Below are 13,403 nucleotides of genomic sequence, written 5' to 3'. Positions count from 1 at the left end.
TGAAGTGAACGAAGCCATAGGGGGTCGGGGTCCTCGTTCCGGCTGCGACTGGGACGGCCGCGGATGCGCTGCGGATGCGGCGGGGATGCGGCTGGGGCTGGGGCTGGGACTGGGGACGGGTGGTGATGGGCCGACCCGGTGTCCGCGCCTATGGGGTCGGCCCACATGGTCGTCCCGCGACTCAGCGCTCCTGGACCCCGATCACCACATGTGCGTACTCCTCCTCGGCCACGGCGACGTGCGCGGTGAGGCCGGCCGCCGCGAACGCGTCGGCTGCCGCGCGGGCCTGGCGTTCGCTGGTCTCGGAGAGGAGGCAGCCACCGGGGGCCAGCCAGGCGGGCGCTTCGGCCGCGACACGGCGCAGGACGTCGAGGCCGTCGGCGCCGCCGTCCAGCGCGGTGGCCGGTTCGTGGTCGCGGGCCTCGGTGGGAAGCAACGGCACCTCGCGGGTGGGCACATACGGCACGTTGGCGGTGAGGATGCCGATACGGCCCCGCAGGTCGGCGGGGAGTGCGGCGAACAGGTCGCCCTCGTGGGCGTGCCCGCCATAGGGCGCGAGATTGCGGCGGGCGCAGCGGACGGCGACGGGGTCGATGTCGGCGGCGTGGACTTCGACATGGACCTCGGCGGTGCCGAGTTCGGCGGCGAGGGCCGCGCCGAGGGCGCCGGAGCCGCAGCAGAGATCGACCACCACCGGGGTGCCCGGGGCGCTGGGAGAGTGCGCTGCGAGCGATGCGTGGGCCAGGGCCTGGTCGATCAGGAACTCGGTGCGTCTGCGGGGGACGAAGACTCCGGGCTCGACGCTGATGCGCAGCCCGTGGAACTCGGCCCAGCCGACGACCTGTTCGAGCGGATGCCCGGCGACGCGTCGCGCGACCTTGGCAGCGAGATCCTGCTCGTCGTGCGCGGCGGCGAGGATGAGACGGGCCTCGTCCTCCGCGAAGACGCAGCCCGCGGCCCGCAGTACGGAGACGACGGCGGACGGGGTGAGCGGGGCCTCGGAAGACGGAGGTCGCGCAGCAGAGGTGGAAGCGGAAACGGGAGCGGAGAAACGGGACTCGGACGAAGAGGACATGGGAGGCGTATGCCTTTCGGTGGACGGGAGCCACAGGGCGCTCTCGCGGCCACCGACACCGGGCCTCCGTGTTCTCACAGAGTCCGGCGCGCGTGTCCGGGCAGGGTCACCTGGACCCGTCACGAGGAGAGAGCACCCCGGCCGACACAGCGGTAATGGGTCTCACCTCCTCGGTCGCACCGCCCGCGCACCTCACGCGGGCGGACGCCACCCTATCGCAGCACCCGCCGAGGCTCGGGGCCGTGACGGGTGCTGGGGTGTGGGCTCACCACATGTGGGCACGCACCACGTGTGACGCGCCGGTGCCGGTGGATGGTGGCCGGTGCCGGGCTGGCGGGCTGGCGGGCTGGCGGGCTGGCGGGCTGGCGGGCTGGCGGGCTGGCGGGAGCTTGGTGTCAGACTCCGACCGCTTCCTCGGCCTCTTCCTCCTCTTCGGCCACCCTGACTTCCTCGTCCCTGGCCTCCTCGGTGCGGGCTTCCGGGCGAGCGTGCCTGGCCTGGTGGGAACGGTGCGGGAAGTTCGGCGCCAGATCGGTCTGCGGGTCGCCCGCGCCGGTGTCGTCCGTCTTCCGGGTCCGTTCCCAGGCACCGGCGAGCGCGGTCATGGCGAGGCCGACGAGCAGCCATACGGCGAGCGTCCACATCTGACGGCCAAGACCGTCGCTGCCGAAGTACAGCAGGCTACGGACGCCCTCGACGAACCCGGCGCCGTTCCAGAAGGCGTGCAGGGTGCCGAAGAAACCGTTCTGCAGTTCCGGCCGGAACAGTCCGCCGGAGCTGGTGAAGTTCAGCATCACGAACAGCACCATCATGGCCAGCGTGGTCCAGCGCTTCAGGAAGGTGTGCAGGCCGACGCCGATGAGCAGGATGCCCGCCGAGTACAGCCAGGCCATGCCCCAGACGGCGGCGAGGCCGTGGTGCGCGAGATGGAACACCGGTCCGGCGAGCAGGACGCCGATGCCGCCGACCACGGCCGCCACGCCGACCGCGAGCAGGGCTCGTATCCGCAGGGCGAGCGCCGCACCGGCCGTACCGAGAGCGGCGACGGAGGCGTACGAGCCGATGCTGACCGCGATCAGCAGGAAGAACAGGCCCTGCCCGGTGGGGTCGTCGGCCACGGGCGCGGCCACGTCGGTGACCTTGAGCGGCACGCCTTCCTGCGCCGCGACCGGGGTGAAGACCTTCTCCACGGCGGTGGCCCCCATGTCGGAGGCGGCCGTGGCAACGAGCAGTTCGGGCGCCTTCGCGTTCGGCACATAGGCGCCGGTCACATCCCGCGACTTCAGCAGGTGGACGGCCTCGGCGCGGGTGTCCACGGTCCGGACGTCGAGCTTGTCCCCGGCCTGGTCCTTGACGGTCTGCGCGAACACCTTGGCTTGGGGCGCCTCGCCCACGACGGCCACCGGCATGTGGTGCGGCTCCGGGGTCACGAAAGCCCCCATGTACGCCAGCCCCATACCGAGGCACATCAACAGCGGGGTGATCAGGTGCGTCAGCACATGGCGCAGTGCGGGTGACCTCATCGCGTGCTCGAACCTCCAATGGTTGGCTTATACAACTCCATACACAAGTTGTACTATACAACCAAGTGGTGCGAGGAGGTATTCCGATGGGGTCGATGAGGGTGGTCCGGTGAGCGCGGAGAGGTCCGCCGCAAAGGTGACGACACGCGCGGCGGCGCGAACCGCGGAGACGAAGGAAGCCGCGGAGACGGAAGCCGTGGCCGAGACGGTGGCCGAGAACGCGGTGGAAACGATCCAGCGGGAGATGACGGCCTTCGCCCGCCGGGCGCGGTCCACTGCGGGGCGGATGCATCCCGAGCTGTCCCTGGTGTCGTACACGCTGCTCGGGCATCTGGAGGAGAGCGGCGGTTGCCGTGCCACGGACCTGGCGTCGCACTACGGGCTGGACAAGTCCACCGTGAGCCGCCAGGTGAGCGCGCTGGAACGGTCGGGCCTGATCGAACGTCGGCTCGCACCGGACGACCACCGGGTGCAGCTACTGCACCTCACCCCGGCGGGCGACGAGATCCTCGCCCAGGTCACCCGAAGCCGCCGGTCCGCCTTCCGTGAGCGCCTCGCGGACTGGCCCGAAGCGGATCTGGTCCGCTTCGCCGCGTACCTGGAGCGGTACAACGCGGGGGCCTCCAGCTCCTGAGCCCTGCCGGAGCCCACCCGAGCCCTCCTGCCGCACTGCCCGAACCGAATCGGCTCCGGCAGGACGGCAGAACGGCGCCGACGGAACTCGCCGAGCAGTCGTGATGTCCGGGCTGGCAAGGGTGTTCCCACGCTTGCTGTGATCATTTTCCGGTGCCCGAGCCCTGCTGCGTCCATCGGTCTCCATGCCGGGAAACGGAGCAGGCAGAACACGGCGAGGAGGTAGGCGGCCTCCGTCACCTGTGCTTCGTTCCGGTTTGTCCTGAGCGCTATGTGACCTTGTCATCGAGGTCGTCGAGGTCGTCCGGGACGTCGTAGAAGAGGGGGTTGAACCAGGCTCGGGACGACCTGGGGAGGGCGAGGAGCAGCAGGCCGGGTATCACCCCGAAGAAGGCGGTCGCCACGAAGCGGGCCCCGCTGTTGCCCTGCCAAAGCCCGAGGACCGTGGCACCAGGGAAAAGAGCGCAGAGCACTAGTAACAGTGCGCGCGGGTCGCCCATGCCGATCGCGAGCACAATTCCGGTTATGCCTAGGCCAATGGCGAACAGCCCCACCCAGGCGATCATGACGATGACCGGAGGAGGCGGCTTCCGCTTCTGTGAGGCCGTGTTCGAAGGCTGCATGATGAGCAATATGCGGCTCGGGTCCTGGATCGGTCGAGGCCTTCCGGCTCTCTGTCACCGGACCTGCACAGGCGGCGCAGCCTCACACAATCGGAATGCCGGGCCGCGACCGGGACACCCTTCAGACCATTGACAGGGTGCCATTACCTTTCCTTGCTATTCGTTCGGGATGTCCTTGCTATTCGTTCGGGATGAGGAACCGATGGAGGCCAGTGACCAGAGATTTCCTGCCCCTGACCGACCCGGAGCCGAGCCCCGCCGGACCAGCGAAGGTCCCCGCCCAGCGGTCGATCACCATCCTGCCCGAGGCTGGAGACCAACCCCACCAAGCCCTACCCTGTGGCAGCGAAGACTGGCAGCGCGTCTGGTTCCGCCTCAGCAATAGCGTCGAAGGCTTCAACGGCTTCGCCAAAGGCCCACTTCAGGAAGCGATCGAACAGCCCGGCACCCTCCGCAAACGGCGGTATGGCAGCCCAGACCCTCCTGCTGGCCTTCGAACTCACCCACGCCAACCGACGCAAGATCGACCGCCGGCTCGCGGCCATCCGCCCGGTGGTCACCAACCCCACGGACACCCAACCCACCACCGACCGATCAGACCCATCGGCATCTGGAATCCCGCAGGCCACCTGACCAGCCAGTGGGATAGACCTCTCACCGGTAACCGGTAGAGAAATTACACAGCCGACAGTCCAGTCCACCCGGCGCCCCAGAGCCCCTCGGGCCGATCAAGCACGCACCCGGGACACCGTCCCTGCCCCAACCACGGCAGCAAAGAGGAACGGCCCCCACCGCGATCACGATGAGGACCGTTCCGTCACTGCTCAGAACACCGATTCGTCGGTGTCCCGCAGAGCGACAGGACCGCATGGCGTGACCCGGTGATCGTCGGCCGGACGCCGCTGGTCAGGTCAGGTCAGGTCAGGTCAGGTCACCGGCAACGGCTCCCCGTCGTGCGGCGGAGCGGCCGAATCACCGACCGGTCCGGCGTCCGTCGCACCCACATCCGCACCCGCACCCGCACCCGCACCACCGATAGCGGCTCCCCCATGTGCCCCGGGCACATGTGCCCGGCGCACATATGCCGCAGAGGGTCGTGCGCCCATGAACACCGTCTTTCGGCGCAACCGGAAACCGAGCGCCTCGTAGAGCCGGATGGCGTGGGTATTACCGGCACCGGTGTGCAGGAACGGGGTCTCGCCGCGTTCCCGGATGCCGTGGGCGACAGCAAGGACGAGCCGGGAGGCGAGGCCCTCGCCCCGGTGGGCCGGATCGGTGCAGACGGCGCTGATCTCGGTCCAGCCCGGCGGGTGGAGCCGCTCCCCCGCCATCGCGATGAGGGCGCCGTCACGGCGGATGCCCAGGTAGGTGCCGAGTTCGATCGTGCGCGGCAAGAACGGACCCGGCTGGGTGCGAGCCACGAGGTCCAGGATCTCGGGCACGTCGGCCGGGCCGAGCGGCACCGCCTCAGGGTCGGGCGCGGTGACGAGTCCGTCGTCCACGAGCTGGACGCCCTCGACCCGGAAGGTGATGTCCCAGCCGTCCGGCACCTCCCCGTGGAAGCCGAGCAGCGGTACCTCGGCGCCTGGTCCGGCGAGCACGACGGCATCGGCCCAGTCGTCCGCGTCCGGCTGCTCGGGCAGCGCCTGCCAGGGCGTGACGTCCGGCGGATAGCGCAGCACCCGGCCGCGCCGCTCGGCGAAGCGGGCGTGCGGGCCGGTCAGTGCGGCGAGGGCCGGTCGGTCGAGCACGTGTGTGTGGTCGGGCCACATGTGCTCGGCACCCACACCGGCGCAGGCATCAGTGGTGGGCGGCATGCCCGTCGGCGTGTCCGTCGCGGTCATGCGGAGGTCACCTCGATCACGATCTTGCCCCGCGTGTGCCCGTTCTCGACGGCGCGCAGTGCCTCGCCCGCGCGGTCCAGTGGGACGGTTTCGGTGACGTACGGGTTCAGTACGCCCCGCACGACGAGGTCGGCCACCGCGTCCAGGACGGCGGCGGTCCTGGCGCGCGCCACCCGCGCGCCGCCCAGCGCGGCGACGGTGTCCGGCGAGGCCGCCGCGGTGATCAGGCGGGCGGGGTCCGCGAGCAGTCCGGCGGCCTCGGTGAGCGTGTCACCGCCCACCAGATCGAACACGCCGTCCACTCCACCCGGCACGGCGGCGCGCACCCGTGTGGCGAGGTCGGGTCCCGAGGGGACGTGCACGGCGCCCAGCGACTCGACGAAGTCCTTCTTGGGCTCGCTCGCCACGCCCACCACCCGGATGCCGAGGGCGTGCGCGATCTGCGCGGCGGCCGCGCCGACTCCGCCGCCCGCGCCCGTGACCAGCAGAGTCGCCCCGGCGGGCAGGGCGAGCTGGTGCACTCCGTCGTAGGCGGTGGCCGCGGCGACCGGGAGGGTGGCGGCGTCCGTGAAGGACAGCGCGGCGGGCTTGTGGGCGGCCACGGTCACCGGGAGCAGGGCGAACTCGGCGTACCCGCCGTCCACGGTGTTGCCGAACACCTCGTCGCCGGGCCCGAAGCCGGTCACCCCCTCGCCGGTCTCCACCACCACACCGGCGGCCTCGCTGCCGATGCCCGCCGGGAAGGTCCGCTCGTCCTCGCCGGGACGGCGGTAACCGGAGCGCAGTTTCCAGTCGATGGGGTTCACTCCCGCCGCCCGCACGGCGATCAGGAGTTGGCCGGGTCCCGGCACCGGACGGTCCACCTCGGTCAGCGCCTCGGTCTCCGGACCGCCGTGGCGCGTGTAGACGTACGCCTTGGGCATCCTCGTTCCTCGCTTCCGTCGTACCGGCGCCGCTCGGCCGCCGACACTGTGCGGCAAGCACATGGGGCGGGCCACTATTCCCGGCGCCCGCGGAGTTCGTACGGCCGCGACGACCTGCGGCCCGACCTGGGCCGGAGCATGTGTTCCGACCACGTACCGTGGAGGCATGAACGTCACCCGAGGTTTCGCGGGCCGCCCGCGCGCGGCGGATCCGGGGCTGCCGCCGGGTCAGTACGACGCGCGCGACGAGTGGCCCGTGCTGTCCGCCGAGGTCACGCCGGACCTGTCACCGGCCGACTGGACCTTCCGCGTGGACGGTCTGGTGGAGCGGACCCGCACCTGGGACTGGGACGAGGCACGGGCGCTGCCCGCCTCCGCCTACGCGGGCGACATCCACTGTGTGACGGGCTGGTCGAAGTTCGGGGTGGAGTTCGGCGGGGTCTCCCTGGACGCGTTCTTCAGTGTGGTCCGGCCACATGGGTCCGCCACCCATGCCGTTGCCTACTCGCACACCGGCTACACCTCCAGCCTGCCGCTCGCGGACCTCACCGGCGGCCGGGCCTGGATCGTCTGGGAGTACGGCGGCAAGCCACTGCCCGCCGAACACGGCGGTCCGGCCCGGCTGGTGGTGCCCCACCTGTACTTCTGGAAGAGCACCAAGTGGATCGCGGGCATCACCCTCCTCGACCACGACGAGCCGGGTTTCTGGGAGCAGAACGGCTATCACGCGCGGGGCAACCCGTGGAAGGAACAGCGGTACTCCGGTGACTGACAGCACGACGTCCGTGAGAGAGGCCGGGACGACCCCGGCCGAGAGCCGATCGGCCGCCGGGACGGACACCGGCGGTACCGGACCGGCCGGGCCGGGCAGCACCCGTGCCGCCGTCTCCGCCGTGCCCCGTACCCGTTTCGCCGTGCCCGGCCGTATCGCGGTGGGCGAGGACACGGCGTCCACCTGGCAGACCGCCACGCTGGCCGGGGTACGGCGGGAGACGCCGCACGCGGCCACCTTCCGGCTCGCGGTGCCGGAGTGGGCCGGGCATCTGCCGGGACAGCATCTGATGCTCCGGCTGACCGCCGAGGACGGCTATGTGGCCCAGCGCCACTATTCGATCGCGTCCCCGCCGGACGACTCGGGGCACATCGAGCTCACCCTGGACGCGGTGCCGGACGGCGAGGTCTCGGGCTGGTTCCACACGGTGGCGCGGCCCGGTGACACGATCGAGGTACGCGGCCCGCTGAGCGGCTTCTTCGCCTGGCCGGGCGACCGGCCCGCCCTGCTGCTCGGGGCCGGTTCGGGCGTCGTCCCGCTGATGTCGATGGTCCGCCACCACCGCGCACGGCGCCTGGACGTGCCGCTGCGCATGGTGGTGTCGGCGCGCCGTCCCGAGGAGCTGATCTACGCGGACGAGCTGGGCGACGAGACGACGGTCGTCTACACCCGTGGAGCACCACACGGTGTGCCGGTGGGCCGTATGACGGCCGCACATGTGGCGCCCCTCCTGGCGGAACAGCCCGCGGGTGGGTGGGAAGCCTATGTGTGCGGCTCCAACGGGTTCGCCGAACACGCCTCCCGACTCTTGGTCGCCGCCGGACAGCCGGTTGATCGCATCCGCATCGAACGCTTCGGCTGATCACCAGCAACACCCGCCACCACCGTATCTCCCGCCCCACCTGGCGTTCCGCCTCGTAGCTCCGCCGTAGAACGGGCCGGAAGTGAGGACCGTCGGCCGTGCGCGAGGCGCTTCGTACGGGGTACGAGAGGTGGTGGACGCCCCGCACGGCGGACGGACGGATGTGTGCCGCGACCACACCGGTTCTCTCCCCCGCCCCGCCTCCGGCGTCCCCACGGCGAGGAGGTGGGGTATGCGCACCCGTATCCACGGCTGGCGCTGGCGGCGCAATCCCCTGCGGCGCCGTTCCGATGTCATCGACGCCTGGGCCGTGCTGGTCGTCGCCGTCCTGCTGACCGTGGCCGTCCCGCTGGCCGGGGTGATCGCCGGGCTGCTCGCCCATGACAGCGCGCGGGCGCTCGCGGAGCGGCAGCGCGCCGACCTGCACCCGACGCGGGCCGTGGTGGTGGCCGACCCGCCCGGCCGACCCACCCACGTCGAAGGCGAGCAGCGCCGCCCGTCCCGCGCAGAGGTCCGCTGGACCGAACCGCGTGGTGCGGTACGCACCGCCACCGTGGCGGTCCCTGTGGGAACCGGTCCCGGTGACACGGTCACCGTGTGGCGCGACCGCCTGGGCCGCGCCGTCGCGCCGCCGCCGAGCGACACCGCGGTGTGGCAGCACACCCTCACCCTCGGCGTGTGCGCGTCCGCCGCCACCGCGGGCGTCGTTCTCCTCGGCCACGCTCTCCGGCGCCGGGTGGCCCTCCGCCACCGGCTCGCCGAATGGGAGCAGGAGTGGGCCCGCACCGGCCCGGAGTGGACCCGCCCGAAGACGTGAACACGCCGCGCACGGCCTCCGCGACGGCACCGCGACCGGCGGTGCACGCACCACCCGCAACCACTCCGCATCACCTTTCCGGCCACGATCGGCCCCTCGCATACGGTGAGCACCCGCGGACAGACACACAGCTCACCACCCCGAAGGCGGTCCCCGATGGCCCTGTTCGATCTGCCCCTCGCCCAACTGCGCACGTACCGCAGCGACTCCAGCGCCCCGGACGACTTCGAGGAGTTCTGGGACACCACACTCAAGGACGCGAGGGCGTTGCCGCTGGACGCACGATTCGCACCGGTGGACGCGGGGCTGGCCACGATCGACGTGTACGACGTGACGTTCGCGGGGTACGGCGGTCACCCGGTGCGGGGCTGGCTGCGCGTACCGGCGGGCGCGACCGAACCTCTGCCGCTGGTCGTGGAGTTCATCGGCTACGGCGGCGGGCGCGGCCTGGCACACGAGAACCTGCTGTGGGCGTCAACGGGCCGTGCGCACTTCGTGATGGACACGCGCGGGCAGGGCAGCGTGTGGGGCGGCGGGGGCGCGACGGCCGACCCCGTGGGTGCGGGGCCCGCGCATCCCGGATACATGACGCGAGGCATCGACGCTCCGGAGAACTACTACTACCGGCGGGTGTTCACGGACGCGGTGCGCGCGGTCGAGGCAGCCCGTTCGCACCCGCTGACGGACGCGTCGCGCACGGCGGTGCTCGGGGCGAGCCAGGGCGGCGGCATCTCCGTCGCGGTCGGGGCGCTGGTTCCGGACCTGGTGGCGGTGGCACCGGACGTACCGTTCCTGTGCGACTTCCCGCGCGCGATCTCTCTGACGAACCGTCATCCGTACCGTGAGATCGGCCTGTTCCTCAAGACGCACCGGGGTCGCACGGCCGACGTCCTGCGCACACTGTCGTACTTCGACGGCGTCCATTTCGCAGCCCGCGGCCGGGCACCGGCGCTGTTCTCGACGGCCCTGGAGGACGAGGTGTGCCCGCCCTCGACGGTGTTCGCGGCGTTCAACGCGTGGGCGGGCCCGGAGAAGGAGATCGAGGTGTACGACTTCAACGACCATGAGGGCGGCGGCCCTTACCAGCAGGAGCGTCAGCTGCGCTGGCTGCGGTCGTATCTCTGAGCACGTCCCCCGGCGAGGTGCGGGCCGGTTTCGGCCGAACCGTCGGGCCACTCTTCCCACGTGGTGTAGACCAGTGTAGATCTGGTGGCGCACCGAGCCCGCGCGGCTACACCTCGTCATCGAAGAGAGGGCGGCATGGCCCGCACCACCCCGCGAAACAGTCCGGCCCGCACCACCCCGCACCACCTCCCCGCCCACCCCGTGCCGTACGATCCGCACGGTCCGCTGGAGACGCCGCTGTACCGGCGCGTCGCCTCGCTCCTCCTGGACGAGGTACGGGCCGGTGCCGTCCCACCCGGTGAACGCCTGCCCGGAGAGCGGGACTTGGCACGGCGCTACGCGGTGAGCCGGGAGACCGTCCGGCAGGCGCTGGACGTCCTGCGGCGCGGCGGGCTGGTCGCCACCGACCGGCGGGGCAGCCATGTCACGCTGTCCGGCGCCCCATTGGAGGACCCGGTGTCGCTGACGTTCCCGGTGGGCGCGCGATCCGCGGAGCTGGGCGCGGTGGACCGGGCCACGGTCGCCTGGGAGGAGCCACCGCCCGAGCACGCGGCGGCCCTCGATCTCGCCCCGCGCAGCCCGACGCTGGTGCACCGCTACCGGTCGGCCACGCCGGACGGCCGGTCGCTGCGTACGGCGGTGACGTCGTTCTCGGCAGTGGCGCTGGCGGAGGTGGCCGAGCTGGGCCGCTACCGGGACCGTGCCGACGGGGCGACGCCCGCCCAACTGCGCCGCGCCTACGACTGGATGCGGCGGGCCGGACTGACCCTGCACCACCGGGACGCGATCACCCAGATCGGCGCGGCCTCCTCGGTCCGCGTGACCCGGCGGGTGCACGACCAGCACGCGCGTCCGCTGGAGATCACCGATCTGGTGGTCAACGCCGAACGGGACGCGCTGGTCTACGAGTTCACACTCCCGGCGGCGGTGTAGGCGTACCGGGACGCACGGCCGTGACCAGCCGGGCGCGCGGGCTGCCGTCGTCCCGGTTCCCGAAGCCGGGCAGGGCCGTCAACTCCACGTCGAAGCCCGCGCCGCGCAGATCCGCGAGCACGTCACCGAGCCGGAAGGCGCGGTAGTACATGACGAACGACGGACGCCACAGGGCGTTGCGCACCCGCATGACGGCGTCGAAGCCGAGCAGCGTCCAGAACGCGGGGCTCGTCGGGCGCGGCGGTGCGAGGACGGGGAGGACGAACCGGCCACCGGGGCGCAGCGCGGTGTGCAACCCCGCGAATAGGCCGGGGAGTTCGCCGGGCAGGAAGTGTCCGAGCGCGCCGAAGCTGGCCACGAGATCGAAGGCGTCGCGGAACGGCAGCGCCCGCGCGTCGGCCCGCACCCAGGAGAGACGTGGCCCGGCGGCCACCACCGCGTCCCGGCTCCGGGCGGCGGCCACGTCGAGCATCCCGGCGCTGAAGTCCACGCCGGTGACGCTCCGTTGGCACAGTCCGGCGAGTACGCGGGTACCGGCGCCGGTGCCGCAGCACAGGTCGAGGCCGTCCTCGAAGGGACCGAGCGGCGCCAGTGCCCCGGCGACCGCGTCCAGTACCGCGTCGGGGGTGCGGAAGGGGGTGTGGTCGAACTTCGGGGCGAGCAGGTCGTAGCCGCGTTCGACGGACGACAGTGCCTGCACGGCGAGTTCGCGCAACGTGGGGCCTTCGGGGCTGAACATTCGGCCAGCGTAGGCGCTGGGTGGCCGTGGACAGGCGGATCATGGCTCACTACGCTCGTCGGCGTCCGAGTCCGGGCCGGACGGTCGGCCCCCTGACCAGAACAGACGAGGTGATCCGGTGCGCGCGTTCCGCGACGCGGTGGAAGCGGGAGACATGGACGCCGCCGTGGCGCTGCTGGCCGAGGACGTGGTCTTCACCAGTCCGGTGGCCTTCAAGCCCTACGCGGGCAAGGCCGTCACCGGTGCCGTCCTGCGTGAAGTGGCGCAGGTCTTCGAGGACTTCAGGTACGTACGCGAGATCGGCTCCCCGGACGGCCGCGACCACGCACTGGTGTTCACCGCGCGGGTGGACGGCCGCGAGCTGACCGGCTGCGACTTCCTGCGGCTGAACGAGGACGGACTGATCGAGGACTTCATGGTCATGGTCCGCCCGCTGTCGGCCGCGCAGGCGCTCGCCCGGGCGATGGGCGCGCGGTTCGAGAACATCGCGCGCCACGCCGGAGCCTGAGCGTCAGTCCCTGAGCCGGGCCAGGGTCGCCCTGCTGTCCGCCTTCAGCCAGTCGGACACGTCCGCGAGCGCGGGCGGGGCCTTGTCCTGCGAGTACGTGCTGAGGTACGCGCTGTAGCTCATCGTGTACGTCACCCAGCCGTCGCGCACGGCGAGGGTGGCGTAGCGGGAACCGCTGGTCGAACCGCCGCTGGAACCAGCGGTGGTGTCCTGGCTGACGAGGTACGCCTCGTCGCCGATGCCGCTCACCGGGCTGACGTCGTAACCGTCATGGCTGTCACCGTAGTTCTTCCAGGTGGCGGTGAACTCCGGTCCGGGGTCGGTCTTCCGGTGAAGATCGAGCTGGAGGGACAGATAGGCGTCGCTGTAGGTGGAGCCTGATTTCTTCATGCCCATGCTGCAGTAACTCTCGTCCAGCGCCGGGTCCTTGAGGGTGGTGTGCGTCGGGGAGGAGTCGGCCTGCGGGTACTCGTCCTTGAAGGAGGCGTAGTCCGAACGGGTGCACATGTCGGACGGGGCCGCGTAGCCGCGCAGTTCGGCGGCGGTGCCTGGGCCCGCGCCGAACAGGAAGACACCGGCGGCCCAGGCGGCGGAGGCCACGACGGCGCCGAGAGCCACCCACAGCACCGCGCGCCCCGCCGCTCCTGCTCCGCCGCCCGCACCGGGCTGCGGGCCACCGGGATAGGCGCCGTACGGGGGCTGCTGCGCGTAGGGGTTGCCGGGGAATCCGGGCGGCGGCGGACCCGGCCGGCCCACCAGGGTGGGGGTGGCGTGGATGTTCCCCGGCGGCGGGGACTGCGGGTGCGGATAGGGGTAGGCCGAGGGCTGCGGCGGAATCCCCGCCTGCGGTGCGGGCTGTCCGGGCGGCGGTGCGGGCCGGTCGGCCGGCTGCGGGGGCTGGGGAGGCGTGGCCATGAGGGGACGATAGTGCACCCCGACGGGTCAAGTCCCCCCAGATCCGGCATCGTTACGGGGTGGGGACGCCGGGGACAGGAGGGTGTCCTTCCGCTCCGGTTCCCAACGACG

15 protein-coding genes are annotated in these 13,403 nt (G+C 71.7%); 8 read left to right on the top strand and 7 right to left on the bottom strand.

Annotation, left to right across the window (positions count from 1 at the left end; genetic code table 11):
* Nucleotides 1-181: 181 nt before the first annotated feature.
* Both KUM39_RS01020 and KUM39_RS01015 read right to left on the bottom strand, forming a co-directional pair.
* Nucleotides 182-1,075: a putative protein N(5)-glutamine methyltransferase gene (locus KUM39_RS01020; protein ID WP_217783368.1), complete on the bottom strand. Its 894-nt coding sequence runs from the start codon at nucleotides 1,073-1,075 to the stop codon at nucleotides 182-184.
* Nucleotides 1,076-1,470: 395 nt separating this feature from the next.
* A complete protein-coding gene (locus tag KUM39_RS01015; RefSeq protein WP_217783367.1) occupies nucleotides 1,471-2,598 on the bottom strand; it encodes a hypothetical protein in 1,128 nt (375 codons plus the stop codon).
* A gap of 244 nt (nucleotides 2,599-2,842) precedes the next feature.
* Here KUM39_RS01015 and KUM39_RS01010 point away from each other — a divergent pair, with 244 nt between their 5' ends.
* The gene (locus tag KUM39_RS01010) at nucleotides 2,843-3,232 is read left to right on the top strand and encodes a MarR family winged helix-turn-helix transcriptional regulator (protein ID WP_217783488.1); all 390 of its coding nucleotides are present in this window, start codon (nucleotides 2,843-2,845) and stop codon (nucleotides 3,230-3,232) included.
* Between the two features lie 268 nt (nucleotides 3,233-3,500).
* On the opposite strand, the gene KUM39_RS01005 is transcribed toward KUM39_RS01010, so the two are convergent.
* The gene (locus tag KUM39_RS01005; protein WP_217783366.1) at nucleotides 3,501-3,731 is read right to left on the bottom strand and encodes a hypothetical protein; all 231 of its coding nucleotides are present in this window, start codon (nucleotides 3,729-3,731) and stop codon (nucleotides 3,501-3,503) included.
* A 588-nt stretch (nucleotides 3,732-4,319) separates the two neighbouring features.
* On the opposite strand from KUM39_RS01005, the gene KUM39_RS01000 reads away from it, so the two are divergent.
* A complete protein-coding gene (locus KUM39_RS01000) occupies nucleotides 4,320-4,487 on the top strand; it encodes a hypothetical protein (RefSeq protein WP_217783365.1) in 168 nt (55 codons plus the stop codon).
* Between the two features lie 293 nt (nucleotides 4,488-4,780).
* Here KUM39_RS01000 and KUM39_RS00995 read toward each other — a convergent pair whose 3' ends face one another.
* Entirely contained in the window at nucleotides 4,781-5,626 is an 846-nt protein-coding gene (locus KUM39_RS00995) for a GNAT family N-acetyltransferase (RefSeq protein ID WP_246619413.1), read from the bottom strand.
* Between the two features lie 68 nt (nucleotides 5,627-5,694).
* A complete protein-coding gene (locus KUM39_RS00990; protein WP_217783363.1) occupies nucleotides 5,695-6,621 on the bottom strand; it encodes an NADP-dependent oxidoreductase in 927 nt (308 codons plus the stop codon).
* Nucleotides 6,622-6,787: 166 nt separating this feature from the next.
* Between KUM39_RS00990 and KUM39_RS00985 the strand changes: the two genes are divergently transcribed.
* The 5 genes from KUM39_RS00985 (at nucleotide 6,788) to KUM39_RS00965 (ending at nucleotide 11,130) form a co-directional block, all read left to right on the top strand.
* The gene (locus KUM39_RS00985; protein ID WP_217783362.1) at nucleotides 6,788-7,393 is read left to right on the top strand and encodes a sulfite oxidase-like oxidoreductase; all 606 of its coding nucleotides are present in this window, start codon (nucleotides 6,788-6,790) and stop codon (nucleotides 7,391-7,393) included.
* 142 nt (nucleotides 7,394-7,535) lie between these two features.
* Entirely contained in the window at nucleotides 7,536-8,255 is a 720-nt protein-coding gene (locus tag KUM39_RS00980) for a ferredoxin reductase (RefSeq protein WP_217783487.1), read from the top strand.
* 232 nt (nucleotides 8,256-8,487) lie between these two features.
* Nucleotides 8,488-9,072, top strand: coding sequence for an Rv1733c family protein (locus KUM39_RS00975; RefSeq protein WP_217783361.1), 585 nt, complete (start codon nucleotides 8,488-8,490; stop codon nucleotides 9,070-9,072).
* Between the two features lie 156 nt (nucleotides 9,073-9,228).
* Complete coding sequence (locus KUM39_RS00970; protein ID WP_217783360.1) at nucleotides 9,229-10,197, top strand: acetylxylan esterase; 969 nt, start codon at nucleotides 9,229-9,231, stop codon at nucleotides 10,195-10,197.
* Between the two features lie 135 nt (nucleotides 10,198-10,332).
* Complete coding sequence (locus KUM39_RS00965; RefSeq protein WP_217783359.1) at nucleotides 10,333-11,130, top strand: GntR family transcriptional regulator; 798 nt, start codon at nucleotides 10,333-10,335, stop codon at nucleotides 11,128-11,130.
* On the opposite strand, the gene KUM39_RS00960 is transcribed toward KUM39_RS00965, so the two are convergent.
* Nucleotides 11,108-11,869, bottom strand: a complete 762-nt coding sequence (locus KUM39_RS00960) for a class I SAM-dependent methyltransferase (protein ID WP_217783358.1) — start codon at nucleotides 11,867-11,869, stop codon at nucleotides 11,108-11,110. The two genes, KUM39_RS00965 and KUM39_RS00960, sit on opposite strands and share 23 nt — an antisense overlap.
* A 118-nt stretch (nucleotides 11,870-11,987) precedes the next feature.
* Between KUM39_RS00960 and KUM39_RS00955 the strand changes: the two genes are divergently transcribed.
* Complete coding sequence (locus tag KUM39_RS00955) at nucleotides 11,988-12,377, top strand: nuclear transport factor 2 family protein (RefSeq protein WP_217783357.1); 390 nt, start codon at nucleotides 11,988-11,990, stop codon at nucleotides 12,375-12,377.
* A gap of 3 nt (nucleotides 12,378-12,380) precedes the next feature.
* Here the strand turns inward: KUM39_RS00955 and KUM39_RS00950 are convergent, their stop codons facing one another.
* Nucleotides 12,381-13,292 carry a hypothetical protein gene (locus KUM39_RS00950; protein WP_246619367.1) on the bottom strand — a complete coding sequence of 304 codons (912 nt, stop codon included), beginning with the start codon at nucleotides 13,290-13,292 and terminating at the stop codon, nucleotides 12,381-12,383.
* Between the last annotated feature and the right edge of the window lie 111 nt (nucleotides 13,293-13,403).

This window comes from Streptomyces corallincola, from assembly GCF_019104725.1.
GTDB classification, from domain to species: Bacteria; Actinomycetota; Actinomycetes; order Streptomycetales; family Streptomycetaceae; genus Streptomyces; species Streptomyces corallincola.
The sequence above is the reverse complement of the archived record's forward strand: the minus strand, read 5'-3'. Positions and strand labels throughout refer to the sequence as shown.

What these genes read in the sequence shown, in the direction of transcription:
- KUM39_RS01020 (WP_217783368.1), bottom strand. Translation starts at nt 1,075, where the DNA reads ATGTCCTCTTCGTCCGAGTCCCGTTTCTCCGCTCCCGTTTCCGCTTCC.
- KUM39_RS01015 (WP_217783367.1), bottom strand. Translation starts at nt 2,598, where the DNA reads ATGAGGTCACCCGCACTGCGCCATGTGCTGACGCACCTGATCACCCCG.
- KUM39_RS01010 (WP_217783488.1), top strand. Translation starts at nt 2,843, where the DNA reads ATGACGGCCTTCGCCCGCCGGGCGCGGTCCACTGCGGGGCGGATGCAT.
- KUM39_RS01005 (WP_217783366.1), bottom strand. Translation starts at nt 3,731, where the DNA reads ATGGGCGACCCGCGCGCACTGTTACTAGTGCTCTGCGCTCTTTTCCCT.
- KUM39_RS01000 (WP_217783365.1), top strand. Translation starts at nt 4,320, where the DNA reads ATGGCAGCCCAGACCCTCCTGCTGGCCTTCGAACTCACCCACGCCAAC.
- KUM39_RS00995 (WP_246619413.1), bottom strand. Translation starts at nt 5,626, where the DNA reads ATGTGGCCCGACCACACACACGTGCTCGACCGACCGGCCCTCGCCGCA.
- KUM39_RS00990 (WP_217783363.1), bottom strand. Translation starts at nt 6,621, where the DNA reads ATGCCCAAGGCGTACGTCTACACGCGCCACGGCGGTCCGGAGACCGAG.
- KUM39_RS00985 (WP_217783362.1), top strand. Translation starts at nt 6,788, where the DNA reads ATGAACGTCACCCGAGGTTTCGCGGGCCGCCCGCGCGCGGCGGATCCG.
- KUM39_RS00975 (WP_217783361.1), top strand. Translation starts at nt 8,488, where the DNA reads ATGCGCACCCGTATCCACGGCTGGCGCTGGCGGCGCAATCCCCTGCGG.
- KUM39_RS00970 (WP_217783360.1), top strand. Translation starts at nt 9,229, where the DNA reads ATGGCCCTGTTCGATCTGCCCCTCGCCCAACTGCGCACGTACCGCAGC.
- KUM39_RS00965 (WP_217783359.1), top strand. Translation starts at nt 10,333, where the DNA reads ATGGCCCGCACCACCCCGCGAAACAGTCCGGCCCGCACCACCCCGCAC.
- KUM39_RS00960 (WP_217783358.1), bottom strand. Translation starts at nt 11,869, where the DNA reads ATGTTCAGCCCCGAAGGCCCCACGTTGCGCGAACTCGCCGTGCAGGCA.
- KUM39_RS00950 (WP_246619367.1), bottom strand. Translation starts at nt 13,292, where the DNA reads ATGGCCACGCCTCCCCAGCCCCCGCAGCCGGCCGACCGGCCCGCACCG.